This window comes from Streptomyces sp. NPDC044033, assembly GCF_056434425.1.
In genome coordinates, this window is sequence record NZ_JBWKFF010000001.1 from 29,298 (window position 1) to 50,651 (window position 21,354).

At 70.2% G+C, this 21,354-nt stretch carries 24 protein-coding genes and 2 pseudogenes; 10 read left to right on the plus strand and 16 right to left on the minus strand.

What is annotated here, in order from left to right; genetic code table 11:
• From AC07AB_RS00120 to AC07AB_RS00145, 6 genes are all read left to right on the plus strand, one after another.
• Nucleotides 1-531, plus strand: coding sequence for a hypothetical protein (locus AC07AB_RS00120; protein WP_478557516.1), 531 nt, complete (start codon nt 1-3; stop codon nt 529-531).
• On the plus strand, nt 528-1,346 hold the full coding sequence (locus AC07AB_RS00125; protein ID WP_478557519.1) for an endonuclease/exonuclease/phosphatase family protein: 819 nt from the start codon (nt 528-530) through the stop codon (nt 1,344-1,346). The genes AC07AB_RS00120 and AC07AB_RS00125 overlap by 4 nt, the downstream gene beginning before the upstream one ends.
• Nucleotides 1,347-1,352: 6 nt before the next feature.
• Nucleotides 1,353-1,958 carry a hypothetical protein gene (locus tag AC07AB_RS00130; RefSeq protein ID WP_478557522.1) on the plus strand — a complete coding sequence of 202 codons (606 nt, stop codon included), beginning with the start codon at nt 1,353-1,355 and terminating at the stop codon, nt 1,956-1,958.
• A gap of 464 nt (nt 1,959-2,422) precedes the next feature.
• Nucleotides 2,423-2,884 (plus strand): hypothetical protein, encoded by a 462-nt coding sequence (locus AC07AB_RS00135; protein WP_478557525.1) that lies wholly within the window; start codon nt 2,423-2,425, stop codon nt 2,882-2,884.
• A gap of 5 nt (nt 2,885-2,889) precedes the next feature.
• Nucleotides 2,890-3,144, plus strand: coding sequence for a hypothetical protein (locus tag AC07AB_RS00140; protein WP_478557528.1), 255 nt, complete (start codon nt 2,890-2,892; stop codon nt 3,142-3,144).
• Nucleotides 3,145-3,208: 64 nt separating this feature from the next.
• Nucleotides 3,209-4,630, plus strand: a complete 1,422-nt coding sequence (locus AC07AB_RS00145; protein ID WP_478557531.1) for a hypothetical protein — start codon at nt 3,209-3,211, stop codon at nt 4,628-4,630.
• A gap of 2 nt (nt 4,631-4,632) precedes the next feature.
• Here AC07AB_RS00145 and AC07AB_RS00150 read toward each other — a convergent pair whose 3' ends face one another.
• From AC07AB_RS00150 to AC07AB_RS00160, 3 genes and pseudogenes are all read right to left on the minus strand, one after another.
• The gene (locus tag AC07AB_RS00150; RefSeq protein ID WP_478559642.1) at nt 4,633-4,917 is read right to left on the minus strand and encodes an SDR family oxidoreductase; all 285 of its coding nucleotides are present in this window, start codon (nt 4,915-4,917) and stop codon (nt 4,633-4,635) included.
• Nucleotides 4,903-5,449 (minus strand): annotated as a pseudogene (locus AC07AB_RS00155) (SDR family NAD(P)-dependent oxidoreductase); the annotation flags it as partial. The pseudogene AC07AB_RS00155 and the gene AC07AB_RS00150, both read right to left, overlap by 15 nt.
• Before the next feature lie 540 nt (nt 5,450-5,989).
• Nucleotides 5,990-6,421 carry a polyprenyl synthetase family protein gene (locus AC07AB_RS00160; RefSeq protein WP_478557534.1) on the minus strand — a complete coding sequence of 144 codons (432 nt, stop codon included), beginning with the start codon at nt 6,419-6,421 and terminating at the stop codon, nt 5,990-5,992.
• Between the two features lie 371 nt (nt 6,422-6,792).
• On the opposite strand from AC07AB_RS00160, the gene AC07AB_RS00165 reads away from it, so the two are divergent.
• The 3 genes and pseudogenes from AC07AB_RS00165 to AC07AB_RS00175 all read left to right on the plus strand — a co-directional run bounded on the left by AC07AB_RS00165 (nt 6,793) and on the right by AC07AB_RS00175 (nt 8,205).
• Nucleotides 6,793-7,062 (plus strand): hypothetical protein, encoded by a 270-nt coding sequence (locus AC07AB_RS00165; protein ID WP_478557537.1) that lies wholly within the window; start codon nt 6,793-6,795, stop codon nt 7,060-7,062.
• A gap of 116 nt (nt 7,063-7,178) precedes the next feature.
• Nucleotides 7,179-7,388: pseudogene (locus AC07AB_RS00170) on the plus strand (aminotransferase class I/II-fold pyridoxal phosphate-dependent enzyme); the annotation flags it as partial.
• A gap of 13 nt (nt 7,389-7,401) precedes the next feature.
• A complete protein-coding gene (locus AC07AB_RS00175) occupies nt 7,402-8,205 on the plus strand; it encodes a hypothetical protein (RefSeq protein ID WP_478559753.1) in 804 nt (267 codons plus the stop codon).
• Between the two features lie 334 nt (nt 8,206-8,539).
• Here the strand turns inward: AC07AB_RS00175 and AC07AB_RS00180 are convergent, their stop codons facing one another.
• The 13 genes from AC07AB_RS00180 to AC07AB_RS00240 form a co-directional block, all read right to left on the minus strand.
• A complete protein-coding gene (locus tag AC07AB_RS00180; protein ID WP_478557540.1) occupies nt 8,540-9,370 on the minus strand; it encodes a hypothetical protein in 831 nt (276 codons plus the stop codon).
• 2,043 nt (nt 9,371-11,413) lie between these two features.
• Nucleotides 11,414-12,250 (minus strand): glycine-rich domain-containing protein, encoded by an 837-nt coding sequence (locus tag AC07AB_RS00185; protein WP_478557543.1) that lies wholly within the window; start codon nt 12,248-12,250, stop codon nt 11,414-11,416.
• Between the two features lie 382 nt (nt 12,251-12,632).
• Nucleotides 12,633-12,998, minus strand: coding sequence for a transposase (locus AC07AB_RS00190; protein WP_478559645.1), 366 nt, complete (start codon nt 12,996-12,998; stop codon nt 12,633-12,635).
• 15 nt (nt 12,999-13,013) lie between these two features.
• On the minus strand, nt 13,014-13,499 hold the full coding sequence (locus AC07AB_RS00195; protein WP_478557546.1) for an IS3 family transposase: 486 nt from the start codon (nt 13,497-13,499) through the stop codon (nt 13,014-13,016).
• 2 nt (nt 13,500-13,501) lie between these two features.
• The gene (locus tag AC07AB_RS00200; protein WP_478557549.1) at nt 13,502-13,981 is read right to left on the minus strand and encodes a hypothetical protein; all 480 of its coding nucleotides are present in this window, start codon (nt 13,979-13,981) and stop codon (nt 13,502-13,504) included.
• 77 nt (nt 13,982-14,058) lie between these two features.
• Nucleotides 14,059-15,795 carry a relaxase/mobilization nuclease domain-containing protein gene (locus AC07AB_RS00205; protein WP_478557551.1) on the minus strand — a complete coding sequence of 579 codons (1,737 nt, stop codon included), beginning with the start codon at nt 15,793-15,795 and terminating at the stop codon, nt 14,059-14,061.
• Nucleotides 15,796-15,800: 5 nt separating this feature from the next.
• Nucleotides 15,801-16,427: a plasmid mobilization protein gene (locus AC07AB_RS00210; RefSeq protein WP_478557553.1), complete on the minus strand. Its 627-nt coding sequence runs from the start codon at nt 16,425-16,427 to the stop codon at nt 15,801-15,803.
• The gene (locus AC07AB_RS00215) at nt 16,424-16,648 is read right to left on the minus strand and encodes a hypothetical protein (protein ID WP_478557556.1); all 225 of its coding nucleotides are present in this window, start codon (nt 16,646-16,648) and stop codon (nt 16,424-16,426) included. Before AC07AB_RS00215 ends, AC07AB_RS00210 begins: the two co-directional genes overlap by 4 nt.
• 146 nt (nt 16,649-16,794) lie before the next feature.
• Nucleotides 16,795-17,781, minus strand: coding sequence for a DUF2637 domain-containing protein (locus AC07AB_RS00220; protein ID WP_478557559.1), 987 nt, complete (start codon nt 17,779-17,781; stop codon nt 16,795-16,797).
• A complete protein-coding gene (locus AC07AB_RS00225; RefSeq protein WP_478557562.1) occupies nt 17,778-18,329 on the minus strand; it encodes a WhiB family transcriptional regulator in 552 nt (183 codons plus the stop codon). The genes AC07AB_RS00220 and AC07AB_RS00225 overlap by 4 nt, the downstream gene beginning before the upstream one ends.
• Nucleotides 18,330-18,425: 96 nt before the next feature.
• A complete protein-coding gene (locus tag AC07AB_RS00230; protein ID WP_478557565.1) occupies nt 18,426-19,133 on the minus strand; it encodes an ATP-binding protein in 708 nt (235 codons plus the stop codon).
• Nucleotides 19,133-20,101 carry a hypothetical protein gene (locus AC07AB_RS00235; RefSeq protein ID WP_478557568.1) on the minus strand — a complete coding sequence of 323 codons (969 nt, stop codon included), beginning with the start codon at nt 20,099-20,101 and terminating at the stop codon, nt 19,133-19,135. The genes AC07AB_RS00230 and AC07AB_RS00235 overlap by 1 nt, the downstream gene beginning before the upstream one ends.
• Nucleotides 20,102-20,103: 2 nt before the next feature.
• A complete protein-coding gene (locus tag AC07AB_RS00240; RefSeq protein ID WP_478557571.1) occupies nt 20,104-20,463 on the minus strand; it encodes a hypothetical protein in 360 nt (119 codons plus the stop codon).
• 417 nt (nt 20,464-20,880) lie between these two features.
• Here AC07AB_RS00240 and AC07AB_RS00245 point away from each other — a divergent pair, with 417 nt between their 5' ends.
• A complete protein-coding gene (locus AC07AB_RS00245; RefSeq protein ID WP_478557574.1) occupies nt 20,881-21,327 on the plus strand; it encodes a Secondary metabolite protein in 447 nt (148 codons plus the stop codon).
• Nucleotides 21,328-21,354 lie beyond the last annotated feature (27 nt).

Consider the following 21,354-nt stretch of genomic DNA (forward strand, 5'->3'; position numbering starts at 1 on the left):
ATGCGTCTTCCACTCCCCGTCGACCCCCAGTGCGCACCCGCCGCGGCCGACGATTTCTGCCTCCGGCCCCTCCACCTCGACGAGACCGACGAGCCTGCCCCCACCGACGGCAGCGGCTTCACCTCGGGCAGCTTCACCGTGTCCTGGGATGACCCGGCCCCGGTAAGAGCCACCGTGCGCGCCGCGCCGCTGTGGTGCGAGCAGCGCACCAGCCTGGACGACCCGGCCGCGGTGGAAGCCGTCGGCGGGCACTGGGCGGACTCCGCCACCACCGCGATCCACTGGCTGCACACCAACATCACCCAAGCCGCCCGGACCCTCCCGCCCTCACAGGCCGCTCTGCTCAAACTCCTGGTCACCAGCCCCACCGCCGGCCGCGCCCACCACTTCGCCCTGCGCTTTCGCCACATGACGCTCAGCGTCGAAATCCGCGCCCACGGCCACCGCAGCACCTGGACCATCCACCACCGGCCGGCCTCCTCGGACCCGGCGCCCATCCCCCACACCACGGCGGGGTGGCAGAGGGCATGAGTCTCCTGCGCGCGGGTTCCTACAACCTCCTCGACGGCGGTGGCAACCGCCTGAACCGCCAGCTCGCCCTCCTGGCCTCCCTGGACCTGGACATCCTCGGCCTCCAGGAGGCCAAGCACTGGGACCGCGACAAGTTCGCCACGCTGTCGCATGCCGCGCGTGTCCTGGGCATGCAGGCCCTCTTCGCCCCGTCCGGCTCCCACGGCTGCCACCTGATCACCCTCTACCGGTGGCCACGCCTCCAGCTTGACCAGTTCACCCCCGACATCAGCTGCGGGAAGCTCCACCACGCCGCCTCCCGCGCCGCCTTCCGCGTCGCCGGGCTCGACCGATCCCTCACCGTGGTCCACACGCACCTCTCGCCGTTCCACCCCGCCGTCCGCTTCCAGGAGACCGGCTGGGTGACGGAGTACGCCGCCCCCGGCCAACTCGCCCTGCTCATCGGCGACCTGAACATGGGCGAGCCAGCCGGAGATCTCCCCGGCGACTGGCGGTGCATACCGCCCCACCTGCGCTCCCGCCACCTGACGCTCCTGCCCGACGGCACCTACGGCCCACCCGACCTGAGCGCACTCCACGCCCTATACGGCGCGGGCTATATCGACCCGCCCACCCAGCTCGGCCGCCCCATCCCCCGCACGGCCGGCTACTGGAACGAAGACGAACGCTGGAACCACCGCTCCGACTACACCCTCCTCTCCCCCGAGCTGGCCCCCGCCCTGGCCGACTGCGCCGCCGTCGACACCGAACACGCCCGGACCCTGGGCGACCACCTCCCGGTCACCGCCGCCCTCGACCTCGCACTGCTGAAATGACGCCCGATGAAACGCCCCCACCGCCGCTGCGTCGACGCCGCCCGCGCCCCTCACAGGGCCGCGCCGTACGAACTGCGGCCCGCCGCCCGCGACGACCGCCAAGCCGTCGCCGCCCTGATCGACGAACGCCTCGACCAGCTCGGCGCACAAGACTCTCCCAGCCTCAACGCCGACCGATCTGTCGTCCTCAGCTACCTGTGCGAGCGCGAGGCCGGACGGCCGCTGGTGTGGCTGCTGTGCGAAGACTCGGTGCTCGTGGGCTGCGCCGCCCTGATGCCCGTCACCCCGGACTGGGGCTGGAGCGCCCCCCGACTCGCCGAACCCGCCGCTTTCATCCCCGCCCTCTTCACCCGTCCCGCCCCCGGCGTCCGCACCGGCCGCCTCCTGGCCTGGTCCCTCCTCGACTACGCCTCCCGCTGGCCCACCGACGGCGACCGCGTGCTGTGGGTCCGCGGCGCCACCCCCTCCGATGCCGTCATGCGCTACGCCCGCGACGTGGCGCACTGGACCGTCGCCGACACCGTGCTCCGCCACGGCCGCCACCTCCACCTCCTCCAACGCCCCGCACAACCGATCCCCGGCCTCCACGCCTTCGTCAGCCGTACTGCCTGATGAGCCGTCAGCCTCGCGATCAGCGAAGGGCCGCCCCATGCGCCAGCAGCCCTCCACTCCGAAGGACACGGTCGTCGTCCCCTACATCACCACCCGCGTCGGGGAGGTGAGCGGTATCCGATCGATGCTCCGGATGAACCCGAAGAAGGGGCTGTACTACGCCGATGAAGGCCCGCGCGACCGGGATCTCCGCGGCGCGCTCTGGGCACGCCGCTCACACAACCCCCGCCTCTACGGAGTGCGGGGACTGCACCTCACGCCCGGGTGGAACGCGATGCTGCACGCCCTGCCGGCCGAGGAGGCCGTGGCCTACCAAGACCCGCGCGCCCGCTGGTGCCTGGCAGCTCAGCTCGTCCGGCGTGACCGTGATCGACCTGGAAACGGAGCTGGCACGCGAAGGCGGCCACTGACCTCCATGAGCCCCTCCTTCCTTACACATTCCACAACCACCTACGGAGCCGCACGTGCCCGAATACATCACCGTCATCAGCAGCAACGTCGAAGGCAACGGGAAAGGAGCCACGCGCGTACGGGCCGCCGCGCACCACAGGTGGAGGGAGGCCGGCGCCCACTTGGTCTGCCAGCAGGAACTGCCCGACGGAGAGGCGAACGGCAAGAGCGTCATGTACGAGGCCGGAAGCCGACTCCGTATGGCATCCATCCTCGGCCCTGACAGCTACACCGCCCTCTTCTACGACCCGACGGTCTTCACCTGCCTGCGGGAATGGGAACACGGACGCCGGGCCTGGGTGATGCCACCCACCGCGGCCTCCCTGCGACTGGCCGGCACCGGCTCCGACGCCGTGCCTCTCATCGCGGCCTCCGCCCACCTGTCCTACGACTCCTACACCCAGCGGGAAGCCGAAGGCGGATGGCTGTCGGCCTACGCCGGCGCCTGGCCGCCACCCGGGATGTCAGCAAGATGACGACCATGGCGGCCTCCGCCTCCCACGGCCCGGCCACCACCGTCGACGCCGTCTACGCCGACTACCGGCTCCTGCCCGCCCTCGTGGACGCCGAGACCCTCGACATGCGCGACATCAGCGACCACGACGCGGTCCTCACCCGCTGGCACTGGGCCACCCTCGCCGAGCTGCTCAGCACCCTCTCCCTCTGGGCCACCCCCGAGTACGAGATGCCACCCGCCCCCACAGGCCACCGAGGCTTGCTGCCGCCCGCCGCCTGAGAACGTATCCCCGCACCGGCCCGCGCACCCCGCCGCCACCTATGCCCGCTTCCCCGGAGACCTTGTGCACATCACCGCCACCCGCATCACCACCGCCAGCGCCCCGGCGACGGCGGGCAGGACACGTACGCGCAATGCGGCACTGGCCGCCGCCGTTCGGGAGTCCGGCTGCACGTATCAGGCGTTGGCGGTCCGCGTGAACGTGCTGGCGGGCCGTCGGGGGCAGGTGACGCGGTATGACAAGGGGTCGGTCTCCCGGTGGATCGACGGGACGCTCCCCCGGCCCGAGACCGTAGGGCTCCTCGCCGACGTGTTCACCGACCTGCTGGGCCGGAAGGTAGAACCGCACGACATCGGCCTCAGCCCGCCCGACTCGTACCCTCCGGCGGCGGCCCGCTCGCTGCTCTGCCACCAGGATCTGGGGGACGCGCTGCGCGCGCTCGCGGAGCTGGCCTGCGAGGACAGCAACGGTCGGCACCCGGTGAGCGCCGGCGACTTCACCCAAGGCGCCCTGCTCACCCCGCGATGCCACTGGCTGCTCCGGTTTCAGGAGTGGCCCACAGTGCCGGTGCTGCCGAAGCAGCACGGCTGGCGGGTGGGGATGGTCCACGCGATGGCTGCCTTCTTCGACCAGATGGACAACCGCTACGGCGGCCAGGGCGTGCGGTCGAGCGTCCTCGCGTTCCTCAACCAGGATGTGGTGCCTACGCTACGCCGGGGCGTCGCCGCCGGTGACCGGGCCCCGCTGTTCACCGCGGCCGCCCGGCTGGGCGCGACGGCCGGCTGGAGCAGTTACGACAGCGGAGAATACGGCGCCGCCCAGCGGTACATGGTGCAGGCGCTGCGGCTCTGCCGGGAGGGCGGTGACCGGGTGCTGGCCGGTCAGATCCTCGCCGGGCTCTCGCACCTGTCCACCAGCCTGGGCTACCCCAAGGACGGCGTGAACCTGGCCCAGGCGGGTCTGCGGGCGGCGCGGGATGCGGGCAGCCCGCTGGGGCTGATGCGGGTGCACACCATGGTGGCGCGCGCCATGGCCGCCAGCGGCCGCCGCCCCGAAGCCCTGCGCGCCCTGCGGGAGGCGGAGGACGCCTTGGACGGAAGCCGGGGCCCGGAGCAGGAGTCGGCCTGGGTGCGGTACCTCGATCACCACTACTGGGAGGCGGAAGCGGCCGTCGTCTTCCAGGACCTGGGACAGCCCGAGCGGGCCGAGGAGGCGGCGCAGCGGTCCGTCCGGGCGAATGGGGACCGGCCGCGCCGACGGGCGATCAGCCAGGCGGTCCTGGCCACCGCCTGTCTTCAGCAGAACCGGCTCGACGAGGCACTGGCCCGCGCGCACACCGCGTTGCAGTACCTGGAGGGTGTCGGCAGTCAGCGCTCGGTCCAGGCGCTGCACGACTTCGCGCAGCGCCTGGACCCGTTCGGCAATGAGCCGGCGGTGCGGGCCTTCCTGCGGGCGGCCCGGCCGGTGCTGGGCACGACGGCCTGAGGTCAGTAGCCGTCCGGGGTGGGGGCGTTCTGGCCGCGGTCGACGGGGATGTGGGCGCCGCTGATGCCGCTGGATGCGGGGGCGAGCAGGAATTCCACGACGGCGGCCACTTCCTGCGGGGTGACCAGGTCGCCGGCCGGCACCTCGGCTCGGAAGCGGGCGAAGGCGTCCGGCTGCTCGTCGCGCATCCGGGCCCAGCGGCGGCCGGGAATGAGCATCGAGCCGGGCGAGACCGCGTTCACCCGGATGCGGTGGACGCCGAGCTCGTTGGCCAGCGAGCGGGCCATGCTGATCAGCGCCGCCTTGGCGGCGCCGTACTGGGCCTGGGGGGGCGGGCTTCCATCCGCTGATGGACGAGATCAGGACCGCCGACCCGCCGCCGGCCACGCGCAGATGCGGGACGGCGGCCTTCAGCAGCCGCTGGGCGTGCACCACATTGAGGTCGAACGTGGCGGCCCAGTCCTTAGAGGCCGCGCTGAGCAAGTCGCCGCCGCGCGCCCCGCCGGCGTTGGCCACCACCCCGTCCAGGCCGCCGAGTTGGCGGGCCGCCGCGTCGGTGAAGTCCTCCAGCTCGCCCGGCGCGGTGACATCCAGCGCCGCCGTGTACACGGGTGCCGCCCCCGACGCCGCGGTTTCCTCCTCCAGAGCGCGCAGCCCCTCCAGCTGGCGGGCGCAGGTGGCGACCTGTGCTCCGGCGGCGGCGAGGCGGAGCACGATCGCGCGGCCGAGCCCGCGGGTGCCGCCGGTGACCAGGAGGCGCTGTCCGGCCAGTCTCAGCGGGTCCGCGGCAATCTGCTGATGCGCAGTGGTGTGGTCCATCGGGGGACCGTACGGCCGCACCGGCCGGGGTTCAACCGCCGCCCGCGCGGCGACCTGGCCACCGGGGCCTAGAAGCTCAGGCTCCGAGTACCGGCCGCGGTCGCACGTGCGGCCAGGTCACGCCAGCTCAGCCGCCTTCCGCTCGTGTTCGGCACGGCGTTCTCCCCGGCCCGCTCGCGCAGTGCGAAGCGCTGGGCGCCGCACCCACGAACCGTCCGCACGGCGCGACCGGCGCATCCGCCGCCGCTGAAGCCCCGGCCTGGCCCGTGGCCGAAAGCATCAAACTAACAACCGAACAACCTCAACTCCCTCTGGCCACACGCCTCACCAGACGCTTGAGTAACACGCAGGCACCCGCCGACGCCTGGGGCAACGCCCGCAGACCGGCCAGGACGCACGTATCCCCCGATCCGCTTGACAGCGCCGGTTCGCCCCTAACTCCGTGGTCTTGGAGTATTTCCGGGGGGCAGCCATGGTCACGGGTCCTCTCAAGAGTCCCATCTGACCCGCTGTCAGCATCTTTCGCATCTTGGGGGAACCTCAGATCGCGGCGCCCTGCCCGAAGCGTTCGGCGGCAGCCGTGGCCACGGCGGAATCCGCGCCGGTCACTGACCGGCGATGTTCGCGGGCCATGACGTGGTGGACGGTGGGCTGGCCGCGCCGGGTGGCGGAGTGGTCCATGACATCGTCGTGAATGAGCGCGAAGGTATGGAACAGCTCCAGTGACGCGGCCAGGTGGACTACTGCGGACAGGTCTCCGTGCGCACCGCCAGCGCGCCACCCGATCACCGACAGCACCGGGCGGATGCGTTTTCCTCCCGCAGCCAGAAACCCTCGAAGAGGGGCACCCAGGTCCGGCAGATTCTTCTCTCGCGCGTAGGCGGCCTTATCGGCCATGAACACGCCGAGAAGGTCCTCCACCGCCAGCTTGAAGGACGACAAGTCCAGAGCAGGCGACGGGGAGATCAACATAGCAACCCCTGTCAGTCGGAACGACCGGCCTGTCCGCAAGGGGCGGCCAGCCCGCCACGATCGGCCTTCCTGCAGAGTCACCCGTTCCACCAGGCGTCCGCAAGGCCGCACAAGGGGCGCACCCGACCAGCAACTCGGCCTCCTATGGGGGCGTGAATGCTGCGATACGCCTCATCTCAGCGGCTTCAAGTACATAAGCAGGGGGAAAGCGTCCGTCCGGCGACCGCAGTCGCCAATATGGGAACGAGACTATGAGCGGTTGATGGCGAACTCATCGGTCGAGCCCACCTCCCCGACAGTGCTCCGGATCAGCTCCGTTGGACTCCTGAGCTGGGTAGACCTCAGCTCAGGCTTGAAAACAGCTTCTGACGGTGACCGGACCCCGCGGCGCGGTCGTGATCGAGCGAGGACGGGTGCGGCGCCTCGCCCCGGACGGGCAGCTGATCGAGTCCCTGACCCGTGAACCGGCCTGGCCCTCCGCCGCGACCGCGCAGATCGACTGCTTCTGCCGCGTCCTCGACGGCGAGCGGACCAACCCCTGCGGCCCCAGCACCCACGTGGCGCACGCCGCGTTCCTGGCCGCCGCCTACACCTCCCAGACCACCCGCACGCCCGCCGACCCGAAGGAGTACCTGCTGTGACCGCCACCTCGCCCCTCGCCCTCCTCGGCGGACCGCCCGTCATCGACACCCCTGGCCCGCACTTCTCCTGGCCCCCGATCGAGGACCTCGACGTATCGGCGGTCACTGGCCAGCTGATGTCCGCGGTGTCCATCCCGGACCGCTCCGGCGTCGTCGCCGAGCTGGAGGACTCCCTGGCGTCCTTCCTCGGGGTCCGGCACGTCGTCACCACATGCACGGGGACGGCCGCCCTGCACTCGATGTACACGGCGGCCGGCATCACCTCGGGTGACGAGGTGATCGTGCCGGCGCTGACGTTCCACGCCACGGCCACCCCGCTCTTCCACCTCGGCGCCCGTCGTGCGCGGAGAGGGCAAGTGGAAGCACACAGGCCGCACCTACCGGAGCATCGCCCGCTACTGGCATGTCCTGGACCCGATCCTCACGGGGTGGCTCGCGGACGGTATCGAGAGCCTGCGCGAGATCACCCGCGACGACGTCAAAAGAGCCATCGCCAGCCGCAAGGGGACGCCGGCCCGCTCGATCCACATCGTCCTTCGCAACGTCTTCCGGGCCCTTCGTCAGGAGGGCGTGATCTTCCGCGATCCCACCCGCGGCCTCGTCTTCGCCGGGATCAACAAGCCCCCGCCCTCCGTGCCCTCGGACCGGCTGGCCGGCGTCCTCAGCCACGCACAGAACGACTTCCAGCGCCTCGTGATGGTGCTTGTCTGCGTCCATGCACTCAGCGGCACCGACATCCGCCACCTGCTGCTCACCGACCTCGATCTGTCCCGTGAACGGCTCATCGTCCGGCGTCCCGGCAAACGCCACATCATCTATCTGGACGAACTCACCTACCGCTGCGCCTCCGCGTGGCTCCGTGAACGTCACCGCCGCTGGCCGGTGACGGCCAACCCGCATCTGCTGACCAACCGATGGACCGCGGTGGATACCACGGACTCGCCCATCGGCACCACGTTCACCGCCATCTTCCGGCCCACCGGACTCACGATGCCGACGCTGCGCCAGGACCGGATCCGCGAGGAGGCGTTCGAGGTCAACGACCCCCTGCACCTGATGCGCCTGTTAGGGATCTCCTCTCACACCGCGATGCGCTACATCACCGCGGCCCACCCCGAACGAACAGCGAAGCTCCCACGTTGAGGCGAGCAAACGACGCAGGGGATCCGCCAGTGACAGCGCGGCGGCACCTGAAAGCGGATCCAGCCTGTCGGCGCCCCGTCTCACGGTCCCCGGGGCGACGGTGCCCGTACGCGCCGAAGGCGGTGAACGGTACACGCCCTGCACCCACGGGGTCGCCGGCCTTGACCGCGGCACAGCGGCGGGTGCTCCCCTGCGCGTTGCGCCGGGTATCCGGCGCAACGGCGTTCTCGGTATGGCCTGCTTGTCGGTTTCTGCTGGTGCGAGCGGAGTGTGCGGCCCGGGACGGGTTCCGCCGTCCCGGGCGACGTGGTGTGTTCTGGTTCGGGGGCGGGGGTCAGGTGTTGACGACGACGCAGTTGGTGACGGTGCCCACGTTGTCGCCGTTGAAGATGCAGGTGCCGCCCTGGAGAACGCCGCCTTCGATTCCGTCGCCGTCGCCGTTCACCGCTCCGGTGTTGCTGGCACCTGGAGAGTTAGCCTTGAACGGGGTGAAGAGCTCAATGACGTCGAGTTGGTTGCCCCCGTTGATGGTGGCCGCATTGGCGGTGGCGGCACTTTGGGGGCTTTCCCCGGCAATCACGTCGATTCGGTCGATACCGTCGCCCCCGTTGATCGTGCCTCGATTGCCATCTGCCCCCGTGTTGTTGTCTTTCCCTCCGATGACCTCGATGACGTCCGCTCCCCCGCCGTGGCCGGGTGCGTTGATGACGCCGCCTTCGCCGTTCCCAGCACCGGCGGGTTGTAGCTGCCCAACGGAGCCGTAGAGGTTGATGGTGTCGATGCCGTCGTCACCGTTCACCGTGCCTCTGTTCGCATCCCCATATTCGAGGGCCCCCCCATGGAGGGTGCCGATGGTAATGGTGTCGGCGCCGGGCCCCCCGTTGACGGTGCCCGCGTTGAGAAAGGGCAGAGCATAATCCGGAGAGCCCGTGATACGGATACCGTCAGCTCCTGCCCCGGCGTTGATGGTCGTGCCTGCATCGACGAACTCGCAGACGATGGTGTCGTTTCCAGGGGTTCCGTTGATTGCCGTCCCGGTGACCTCGATGCCGTTCACGGTGCAGTCGCTCGATGCGGCGTAGGCCGGGGCGGGAACGGCTGCCAGCCCGGCGAAGGTGAGAGCGGTGGCGGTCAGGAAACGTACGGGGTGGCACAGCTTGCGCATGAGTGTCTGCCTCCAGTGCATTGCAGCGGACGGGCACAGACCGGACGGTTGGGACCCGTCGCCACGATTTTCTCCGCATTTGACAGCACAAAACGCATAGTTATAGGACTCCTAATTTCTTTCACCCGTATGGCGGCATGAGCAGTCTGAAAGCCCCCATTGTATGAGGGGCGAGTGACCTCGCCGGCCCCGAGCGGTCTACTCCGCGAATCCTTCCGTTGAAACCGTCGGGGCGGCCTTCCCTTGTGACCACCCCACAGACGCCGGAACGTGGGGGTCCGCACTCCCGGCCGGTACATATGTGAGGAATCGTCAGGTGGTGAGATCGCTGCCTCCCGGACCGTGCCCACCACCCGGGCCGCACAGTTCGCCCTCGGCAGCAGTACCCGGCGCTCGCGCATCCACCCGGCCGTCGCGTCGGACAGCGACGTCGGCCCATCACCGGTCGTCCATCCTGTGCCCCGCATCGGGCCGGGCCTGCCACGTGTCCGTCCCTATCGGGTGCGGGCTGGCAAGGCGTACACCTCCCGCAAGACCGCGCCCACCTGCGCCGCCGCAGGATCCGCTGCACCATCCTGGAAAAGGCTGACCAGGCGCGCAACCGCCTCAAGAGGCATCGCGCTGTCGGTGAGGTCGGCTCGGGGCGCCCTGCCGATGTCTCCACCAGGGGGTTTGCCCGAGCCGCCTCCCGAGTGGCTAGCGATCGACATCTGACAGGTCTTGTCGTGGGAGCCGCTCCCGACGCAGCAGCGGACAACCTGCCTCCCGCGAAACCCACCGGGACTGATCACCCGAACGGAACTGCTGCGGCCTAGCCTCGGCCAGCCGCGCCGTACAGGCTCAGGTGGAGTGCAGCACGCTCGGCGGGCTCCAGCTTGGCGGCGCTGAGGAGGCGGCGCCCCTGCCCGGCATGTCGGGAATAACCGGCAGTTCCGGAGCGGGAAGTCCGCAGTTCCTGGGCACAGCGTTCACCTGGGGTGACGTTCATCGCGGTGGGTCGTTGAGCAGCTGTGGTCTACCACCGCGCGCTGACCGCGCTTGCTCTCACTGCCTCCGCTCTCACCAGCGTGAGCATCACGGCCGTTCCGGCCACCGCGGGCGGGATCGGTGACTTTCTGTCACCCTCTTTCGGCACTGACTGCGCGAACCAGGACACCGGGTCGCATGCGGCTGGTGCAACCACCGCAGGCACCGGGGCCGGGAGCAGCAACGCCCTCGGGCTCCCCCTTTGGGGCGCGCTCAACCAATGTGGTGGCGCTGATCTGCTTCCATCCGGCTTCAGTGAAAGCTCCCGAGCCTCCTCCTCCACCGCCAACGGTGCCCTGGTTGACGGAAGACGGCGGGATCCTGTCGATAGCCTGGGACAGGTAACGGTGTACCAGCCCAATTGAGCTGGCCCAGGGGGCCACGGTGTCAGTAAGTGCCTGGTTCCTGGGCGTGACATGACGGTTGGTTGGGTTCGGTGTTTACCCAGCTCAGAATTCGAACGCAGGGCTTGAGGGGTGATCGGCTGGCTTCGGTGGTGCGGATTGCCTGGTGGAGCCGTCGTGGGGGGCAATGCTGAGGCGGGTTTCAGGGCCCGGTGCCCCTTGGTGGGACTGCTGACCGTCAGCGCCGAGACGATCAGCCGCGTTGGGCCTCGCGGGATGGCGGCTGTCCGGTCCTATGGAAGTTTCCGCGGGTGAGCGGCCGTTCAGCCAGTACCAGGCAACGCCACGAACCGGGGTGTTGTCAGCGGCTCGCAGTCGGCGCTCAGGCACGGGTCCCGCTGCGACCGGGGTGTTCAACTGGCGCGAGCGGGTGAGGTCAGGACTCCCGCGCGGGGCATGGATTGGGGGAGGTGACCGGGTGTGCCCGCCGGTACGCCTCTGGGCTGTCGGGCAGGATCTGCGGGCAGGGCGAGTGCTGTCTCCTCCCGGCGCGGGCTGAGGCAGCACTGCGGGGAACCCTTCGCGGAGCCGTGACCGGCGCGTTCACTCAGCCCTCCTGTGAACCGGCCGCTGTCCGGCAGTACGTGTGCGGCATCACAGCGCAGTCCGCGCGTCAGGCGCCGCCGACGGTGTAGGTCAACACAATGCAACCAGCTTTCCCAGCGACCCCGTTGCTTCCGTCATTCGCAGAACCACTGGCACCTTTACCGCCCTTGCCGCCAACCCCGCCAAACCCCGTGGCAGCGGGGCAGGATGCCGGGATCTGGCCGAAGCCGGCCGCACCGCCAAGGCCGCCAGCACTACCACTAGTCTGTGATTTTCCGTCCCCGCCCGCACTACCCCCGCCGCCGTTCAGGAGGACGGGATTGGTGCCACTGCACGTGCTGTCGGAAGCCCGTCCGGGGTTGCCGGCAGTGCCACCGGAGCCACCGAAGTAAAGGGCCGCTCGTTTGCCGCCTTTGCCCCCGCCACCCCAGTCCGCGGAGACCAGCGTTTCCCCGCCGACGGTGAGCGTCGACGGGTCACCGCCGATACCGCGATTACCGGACGAGGGGAACGCACCACCCGTACCGCCGGCTCCGCCCCTGCCGCCGGCTCCGACGGTGAGCGTCAACGGCTGCCCACTGCTCACAGCGAGATCGCACGCCACCACGGCTCCGCTGGCTCCGCCGCCCCCACCCCCGGCGCCGCCGAGGAAGGTGCTACTGCCTCCGCCCCCGCCGGCGCCAGCCCCACCAGCGCCGACAGCTGCGACCGAGATCGTTGTGACCCCGGCGGGCACCGTGAAGGTGGACGTGCCCGGCTGGGCGTAGGTCTGCGTGACCGGCGCCGCCAGTGCGCGAGCGCCAGCATGCACCGCAGGCGCGGACACTGCCGCTTCCGCGTTCGTCACCCCCAGACAGGCCAGCAATGCAGCCGTACCGGCAAGAACGGACCGTCGTGAACTCATGATGTGCTCCTTCGGCAAGAGGGAAGGGACTCCCACAAGCTTCCCTAGCTCCTCTTCCGCTGCACATCAATCACTCCATCGAGCGATCGATTCTCCATTTGCTGACGACACGCGGCGATTCGCGCGGACAGGCCTTTCCAGAGCGAGATCAAATAGGGCCGCCCGGAGACCGAAGTACCCAATTGTTTCAGAGGACTTGTCCTCCCCGGGACTCGAAACCATCGTCAGCACACTCAAGAACTGGCAGCTCCCGCGCAAGATCCAGTGCCCGACCACCCACATCACCAGCCTCGTCCAAGCTGTCCTACTGCGGTTGAACGCGTAGAGCCATAGGGGCTGGACTGGGCTTGTTCCGCTGTGACGGACACCTTTGGTGTGGTGGTCAGGCTGCGAGTGCGGTCTCGTACTCGGCGGGGCTGAGGTAGCCGAGGCTGCTGTGCAGTCGGTGCAAGGTGTACCAGCCCTCGATGAAGTCGAAGATCGCGGTGCGGGCGGCGGCCCGGCTGGGCCAGGCGGAGGTGCCGAGCAGTTCGCGTTTGACGGTCGAGAAGAACGACTCGGCGAGCGCGTTGTCCCAGCACTGACCGGTGCGGCCGACCGAAAGCCGGATACCGAACTCGGCTGCCAGAGAAGCGAATTGTTGACTGGTGTACTGGCACCCGCGATCCGAATGGAAGATCACGGGATGGGTGGGGCGACGCTGCCGGCAGGCGACTGTCAGGGCCTCGGCCACCAGCTCGGTCCGCAGGTGATCGGCGGTCGCTCAGCCGACCACGCGCCGGGAGGCGATGTCGATGACCGTGGCCAGATAGAGCCGGCCCTCCTCGGTCGGAACATACGTGATGTCGCCGCACCAGCGGGCATCGAGCCCGGTGCGGTCGGGCCGGAAGTCCCGGACGATGAGGTCAGGACGGAGATCCGCCCAGAGATCGGAGATCGTGGTCACATGCCGTCGTCGGCTGTGTCGGCCCTGCAGTCCAGCAGCCTGCATCAGCCGTGCGACACGACGGCGGCCGCACCCGGCACCCTCGCGCTTGAGCACGGCATGCACGCGTGGGGCCCCGTAGGTTCCGCGTGATTTCGCATGAACCTCGGTGATCTGCTCGGTCAGCTCGGCATCCCGCACCGCACGAGGACCCGGGAGGCCGGAGCGACGGGCATAGAAGGCGGTCCGGGAGACCTTCATCAGCTCACACGCCCGTTTGACGCTGTGACCTGCGCGCTTCTCCGCCTCGATGAACGGGTGCACCGTCACCGGGTCTCCTTCGCGAAGAAAGCTGTGGCCCGCTTGAGGACGTCGACATCCCCGTCCCCAGCGTTACCGCACTTTCCAGCGTTGAGGTCATCGGGGAGATAGGTGCCGGCCAGCGTGCCGTCGTATCCGGCATCCCGTACGACGGCGTCGAGGCTGGGGTACTTTTGGCCGCCTTCGCCTGCCATGGCCTGGTAGTCGGCGCGGGTCAGCTCGGGCTCGTGCCATTCGTGGGCGCAGCGGCAGCGGAGGAAGATCTGGTTGCGGCGGTCGCAGATGACCATCCAGTCGCGGCGGGCGCCGCACTTCGCGCACATCACGGTGATTCCGGTGATGGTGATCGGGCCCGGGTGGGTGGTGGTGTAGGTCCAGATGGAGTCGTCCGGTTCGCTCGCTTCTTGCAGTCGCAGCAGCGGGTCGTCGCCGGACGTCGTCTCCGGGAGGATGGTTCTGGAGTGCTGGAGTTCTTCGGTGGTCATGCGCATCGGCTCCTTGTGTTCCTCTGACCAGCCCTAACAGTCGAGGCTGGCCTCGTCCAGCCCTTTGCGCCGCTCCTTCAGCGCCTTCCCCGCCGGTGCTCAAGAGCGGCGGGGTTCTGTGGCGTCGCGGTGGTGGCGGGTGTCCGCGCTGGCTGGGGCTGGGGTTTCGTGGTTCGGGTATCGGCGCGGGGCTGTGACGGGTCCGCGGGGAGCCGACCGAGGCGCCGCAGGCGCCAGACCAGGACGTCGGTGACGCGGTCGGCGGTGTTCAGCTCGCGCCATTCGACGGCCTCGTGGAGCAGTGCTTCGGGATCGTGCCCGGCGCGCTCGGCCTGGTCGAGGGTGGCAACCAGGGCGTCCCATCCGCCCTCGCGGCGAAGACTGCCGGTGCGGCCGGGAAGGGCGGCTTCGACCGTGCCGGTATGGCGGGTCCGTACGTGCTCGGTCAGGCGGCGCCCGTGGGCGCGCATCGTGCGCATGGGCGGGGTCGCGGCAGTTTGGTAGGCGGCACGGAGCTGGTCAGCGGCCTGCCGGGCTGCGGCTGCTTGTTGGTGGTGCTGGCGGGCGGTGTGCCAGCGGGCGGCGGCGATGGTGGCCAGGACCAGGGTGGACAGCAGCATGGCGGTGGCGCCGCCGTCCTCACCTCGTCCCAGGGCGTTGCCGGCCTGGACGATGCCACGCGCGGCGGAGCGGACGGCTCGGTCGTCAGCTCGTTCGGCCCGGGTGTGGAAGCGGGTGGCGCGTTCGAAGGCGCGGGCTGCTTCCGTCGCCTGCTGCCGGGTGGAGGCCGGGGAGGTCTGGGCTACGGCATCGAGGACTTCGCCGAGTCCGGAGAGCTGCGCGGCAGCCTCGGCTTCGTCGCCATCGGTGTAGGCCGTGGTGGTGCGCTCCACGATGCCGGTGGCGGCGCGGCGGGCTCGCGCCGGTCCGTCCCGCTGGCGGGGGCGGCTGTCGGCGGGCGGGTCTTCGGCATCTTCCGGGCTGCCGAGGCGCCTTCGGATCTTGGGGAGGGAGAGGTCGGGGGCGAGGCGGGAGCCGGGGAACCAGATCGGTTCGCCCGCGCGGTTGCGGTCGCCGGGGAGGGCGACCTTGTACCCGAGGATGTCGCCGGAGGGTGCGAGCCGTCGGTCGATGCGGACTCCGGCCTCGGTCAGCCGGTGGAAGAACTCGGCTTCGTCGGCGGCGCCCGCCATGGCCTGGCGGACGTGGTCGCGCAGGAGTTCGCGGGCGGTGGCGGTACGACCTGCGCGTTCGGCCTTGGCTCGCTCGGCGCTGGTGGGCCGCTTCGCGGCAGTGCGGTCGCCGGGGTTGAGCTGGCGCAGGCCGAAGTCCTTCTCGATCTTGCGGCATTCGTCCTGGGCGCGGTTGTAGTCGTCGTGACGCCGTGGGGAGCGGCCGTCCTCGCGCTTGAGGGTGGCGACGATATGGATGTGGTCGTCCGCGTGGCGCACGGCGATCCAGCGGCAGGCTTGAGCGTCTCCGTCTTCAGCGATGCCGGTCGCGTGGACGACGCGACGAGCGACCTCGGCCCACTCGGCATCCGACAGATGCCGGTCACCGGGGTCGGCGCGGACCGGGCAGTGCCACACGTACCGCTTAGGGCGAAGGTGTTCCGGCACGGCCTGAACCGGCAGATCGAGGCGCTCCTGCAACTGCTTGAGCGTCGCGGTCGGATCGCGTCCCGGGTCGGGGGCCAGCTCCGGCTGCCAGGAGGCGACCAAGTGCGGGTCGAGGTGCTCGTCGTGGCGGCCGGGCCCGTAGAGGTAGGCGAGAAGGCCGTAGGTCCGACCGCCGAGGGAGATGTCGGGCACCACGACGGTCAGCGCTTCGCGATCTCGGTGGCGGCGGCCTCGACACGGGCGGCGGCCCGCAGCACACGAGCGAGGACGTCTTCGACGTGTGGGACCTCGCCGCCGCTGTTGAGCGCGCGGGCTACTTGATTGAGGTTGTTGCCGACGCGGGCGAGCTGGGCGGAGGCGCGCATCAGCTCCTCGACGAGAGTGCGCTGGTCCATTAGCCAGGTGTGCGGACCGTCCTGGGCACGGGCCACGGCGACCGCGGCGTCGGCGAGAAACCCGGCGACCCGCAGGCCCATCGCTTCGGCAGCGCGTTGGACGTCGGTGAGTTCGTCGGCGGTCAGGCGGACGCTGCGCACGCGGTCGCGCTGCTGGGACTGGCGCAGGCGCGGGCGCATGCGCGTCTCGACGACGGCGCTCGGCGGCATCTCCTCCTTCGACTGCGATCCGCCCTCGGTCGCTGCCTGGTCCGGCGCCCCCTGGTGCCGGACCTCCCCCGCCCCTGTGGGGGCGGGGGCATGCCCTTGCGAAACTCCCTCGACGGCCCCGCCGTCGAGGGAGTTTCGCAAGGTATAGCTTGCTCGGCCTCGTGCCGGCTGGTCGTACGGCAGTCCCCCGGGCAGGGTGGCGGGGTTGTTCGGCGTCGTCATCGGGCGCCGTCTCCGGCTTCGACGCGGACGTCGCGCAGCACGGCGGCGATGTAGTCGAGGGCGAGGACGGGGTGGTGCAGCGTGTGCGGGGCGCTCGACGGTGTCCGCCGCACGGTCCAGCTCCCGTCGGGACCGGATTCGGCCCGGTCCAGGTAGCCGTGGGCGCGTAGGACGGCGAGCCACACGTCGATCTCCTCGGTGGACGGCGGGGTGGTACGCACTGGGGTCTCCCATATGGAAGCGGTAGGGATGGAGGGGCCATGGTGTGACCGGGTGGGGCGGACACCCCGCTGCCGGTGTCCGGGCGACCGGGTGACTGGTGTCCGGAGTGACCGAGCGGGGTGTCCGCCGAGTGGGTTCGTGCCGGTCAGCCGGTGGGCCGGAGTGTCCGGTTGCCCGCTTCGGTGCGGAGCTGCTGCATCAGCTCGGTCAGCCGGTCGTTGGACAGCGGGAGGCCCTGCCCCCGGATGGCGTCGGCGACCACCTGGCGGGTCAGCTTCCCGGCCTCGGACACCGCGTGGCGGGCGATCGGCAGCAGGTCCTGGGCCTCACCGGCGGACGGGGAGCCCTCCGCGTCGCCGTTGCCCGCCGACGGGTCCGGGGTGGGTGGCCCGTGCGGGGCGGGGTGACCGGATCTCGCGTCCGGCTCTCCGTCGAGGTCAGCGTCGCGCCCGTGGTGCTCTGGTGCGTCTTCGGAGGGAGTGACCGGCTGTCCGCTCCGGCCCTCCGGGCGTGTGTCCGCCGGACGGCCGGAAGCCCCGGCGGACAGTGCGGAGGGCTGGTGACCGGTGACCGGCCGGACCGTGTCCGGGCTCTCCGCCGCGCCCCGGCCGGACTCACTGTCCCTATGGGCAGCGGCGACCCGCTCGGTGCGGACGGCCGAGGTGTCCGCACCGGCCACGTCCGGGTGTCCGGGCTGGGCGGCTCGGCGGGCGATGAGGATGTAGAGGTGGACGGCTCCGGCCAGGGCCAGCGGGGCGAGCGTGGACAGCACGCCGACCGCAACGTCCCCCAGCCGGAGACCGCCACCGCTCGGGGCCCGGTCGTTGAGGCGGACGGCGTGCAGGGCGTTGGCCCAGATGCTCGCGGCGGTGGCGATACCGAACAGCGCCCATACATATACGCGGGCGCCCAGGGAGGCACTGCGCATCACCAGCACCGCGCGCACCCCATAGCCGATGAAGCCGTCGATGACGAAGGGGAAGAGGTAGGTGAGCAGGCCCCGGATGTGGATGGCGACGGCCATCTGCTGGAGCGCGTCATAGGACAGGGCGCACCCGGCGGCGCCGAGCGTGACGATGGCGGCGCGGTCCCAGCCGGTGATGCGCACCGGTATTGGGTCGGTGTGGGTCATGCAGCCGTCCCGAGGTCGTCGCGGACGGCCCGAGCGGTGGCCAGGGGCTGGTCGCTGCTGGCGCCGTTGACGGCACGGTTGCGGATCTCGCGGCGCAGCTCGCGGTAGCGCTTCTTCGCGTGTTCTTCGGTGATCTTCAGCAGGCGTGCGAGGTGCTCGGCCGGGACGCCGTTCTGGTACGCGGTGCGCGTGACCGCGCGACGTTCAGCATCGGTGAGGTGGATATCGTCCCCGGCCAGGGTGGCGTTGACGCGGGCGTAGTCGAGGCGCAGGTGGAGCTTGCTGTGCAGCGGCTCGCGTTCCTCCTCGGTCATCCCGCCCCGGATGCCCTCACGGTCCCCCGCCTCCAGGGCGGCGTCCAGGCAGGTCCGGCGGACCGGGCACTGGGCGCACAGGGCCTTGGCGGCGTGGATGCGGTCCATCTCTTCCGGCTCGGGGAAGAAGATCTCCGGGTCCACGGGGCGGGCCGGGGTGGACAGGCAGGCGGCCTGGTTGTGCCAGGTGTGGTCGCCGAGGGTGCGCGGCTCGACGGTGTGGGTGTGGTGCATGCGGGTGTCTCCGATCGGCCCCGGGCGCGTTCGGGCAGGCGGCGGCCCGGGGGTTGGTGCGTGAAGGGAGGCGGACCGTTGGTCGCGCGCAGAAGATCAGACGGCGGTGAGGCGGCGGCGCTCGGCGGCCAGAGCCCTTCTGCGGTCCGGGCCGTCGAGGATGACTTTGTCGGTCATCTCGGTCAGCCGGGAGGCGACGCGATCCCCGATGTGCGCGCGCAGGTCGCTCATGCCGAGGTTGGTGGTCACCAGGGTCGGGAGCATCTGCGTGTAGCGGCGGTCGATCAGCCGCATCGTGATCTCCTCGGTCCACTCGCTGGCCTTCGCGGCACCGAGGTCATCGATGATCAGCAGCGGGCAGCGGGCCAGGTCCTGAAGCTCCCGCTCGCCGTCGCTCCCCTGCCGGGGCCGCAGTTCGGCGTACAGGTCGGCGGCGGTGGTCGCCTTCCACCGCAGCCGCACCCCGGCGGACAGCAGGCTGCGCACCGCGCCGTACGCCTGATGGGTCTTGCCCGTGCCGGTGGTGCCGACGATCAGCAGCGACCGGCCCTGGGCGATGCCCGGGGAACCGTCCGGACCCCGGCGCCCGGCGGCAGCGACCTCGCTCACCCAGGCGTCGACGGCCGGGTGGTCGGCGACAGCGTCCTGGTAGCGGGCCGGGATGCGGGCCTGGGCCGCCTCCAGCGCCGGGCTGGGCTCGGCATCGTCGGACACCGGAGCGTTCGGGTCGATGCCCCGGGACTTCAGGATGCCGGTCAGGCGGCGGGCTATGCCGCCGACGGGCTGGACGTCGGTATCGCGCATCACAGCTCCTCGGCGTAGGCGGCGGCAGGGTCAGCGGGGTTGGCCCAGGCCCGGTGACCACGCACGTTATTCGCAGATTCCGGCCGCACCAAGCCACCGGCCGGGGCCGAGGCGTTCATGGCTTCGTGCACCAGGCTCGCCAGGGTGCTCGGATGCAGCCCCTTCGCCCGGTGGCGACCCAGCCCGGCACGGATGTGCTCCGGGTCGATGCCCTCCTTGAGCAGCTTGGCGACCTCGCGCCCGAGGTGCCCGAGCACCCCGTTCGGCGGACGGTGAGCGCAGGAGGCGGCGTACTCGCCAATGAGCTGTTGGGTGGAGACGGACTCCGGTGCGGGCGCGGCAGCGCCCCCCGAAGGAGAAGATCCTAGATCCACGTTCCTAGGTCCTAGATCCGGACCCTGCGGGCTCACTGCGGACTCATGCGATTGCAGTGCGGGCTCACTGCATGTGACCTGCGCCTGCACCGAGGATTCACTGCGTGCCCCTTCACCTGGGGTTTCGGCGGGCACGGCAGATTCACGCGAAGCGTTCGGGTCGGCAGTGCTGTTGCCGTGAGCCTGCACTGTGGGTTCAGGTACATCGTCCTGCATGTGCACTGCCTCCTCGCGCGTTGAGGCTCCGTCCCCGTGGTGGGGGCAGGCAGGATGGCGCACACCGCCCCGGCGGGTGATCTTCTGGTGCTGGCGCCAGCTCACGATGTGCAGGTACCGCTTGCCGTCCTCGCCCCCGTAGCGGCAGATCAGACCGGCCGCCGCGAGTTGGGTCAGATCGTCCTCGACGCCGACCGGCCCGTGCTCGGGCCGCAGCGACCACAGCAGCCCGGCGAGCACGGCAGGCTGATCCCGGAAACGGCCGTGGTCGTCGGCCTGGGTGAGCAGCCCGAAGAACGTGCGCTCAGCGGTGAGGGACACCTCGGCGAGGGACTCGGAGGCGAAAGCCTCCGGCTTGATGGTGCGGATCCGGGCCATGGTCAGCGACCTCCGTCCGCGACTGCGTATCCCTCGGCCGTGGGCCGCAGGATGCCGGAGGCAAGGTGGAGGTCGTGCGGCTCGTCCCAGTCCAGCTCCGGGCTGGCGCGGATCACCCACCGGGCGGCGGTCAGACGCTGCGCACGGTTGAGGGTTAGGAGCCGCCCCCGCTCGTCGTAGGCGCGGGCGTAGGGGCTCGGCCAGCTACGGTCCGGTTCACGCTGCGAGACGCGGATGGTCCGCGCACCGGGAACCATGTCGGCAAGCAGCTCGGCCAGCCGCTGCTGCCGAGATCCAGCAGCGGCTGTGGCGTTCTCGGGGGTCGGAGCGGCGGTCGTCCTTCCGCCTGGGAAGTCAGGCATGCGATAATCCCTCGCTTGTAGGTGGGGAGGGACGGCCGCTCTCGTTGAATAGGTCAGCCGCCCGCCCCAGTTATGAATCCGCGGCCCTTCGGGGTGGCGGTCCCGGCGCTCGGAAGCTGCTACTTCCGGGCGCCGGCCCCGCTCCCCTCCGTGCACACAGAGTCGGAACTCGGACTGTGGTGTCCTCCGTGGGACTGTGCCTCGGCGGCTCGCCCGCCGAGGGACCAGGACCATATGACGCCCCCTGACACAAGTCCACCCCCCTCACCTGCGGCGCAACACTGCAATGGCGAAGACGGGGGCTCAACGTACACCGCAATTGCGACCCCGCGTCAACTGCAGTGTCGCCTTCGACTCCGGAATTGGACTCCATCACCACTGGACTGGATATGATCAGGCCATGGCAGAGGGGGAGCGATGACGGACAACAGCGAGCGAACGTTCGCGGAGCTACTCGACTACCTGTTCAGAGAGGTACACCCGCAAGAGCAAGGCCCCTACACCTACGCCGAGGTCGCGCACGGCATCCGGGAGACCTCCGGGGTAGAGATCTCGGCGAGCGCGATCCAGCAGCTCAGGACCGGGAAGAACACGAACCCGAAGATGCAGACGATCCGGGCCCTCGCCACTTTCTTCGGCGTCCCGGCGGGTTACTTCTTCGACGAACAAGTGGCAGAGCAGACGCGCGCCGAGATCCAGGTGGTCGCGGCCATGCGCGACGGAGGCGTGCGTCGTGTCGCCCTGCGCGCTAACGGGCTCAGCTCGTCGAGCCTGCAGATGGTCAATTCGGTGATCGAGCAGGCTAGACGGCTGGAAGGACTCGCAGGCAAATCCGAGGACAGCGACCTCCTCGACGACGAGTAGATCTCGGCATGATTTCCCCGGACCTCA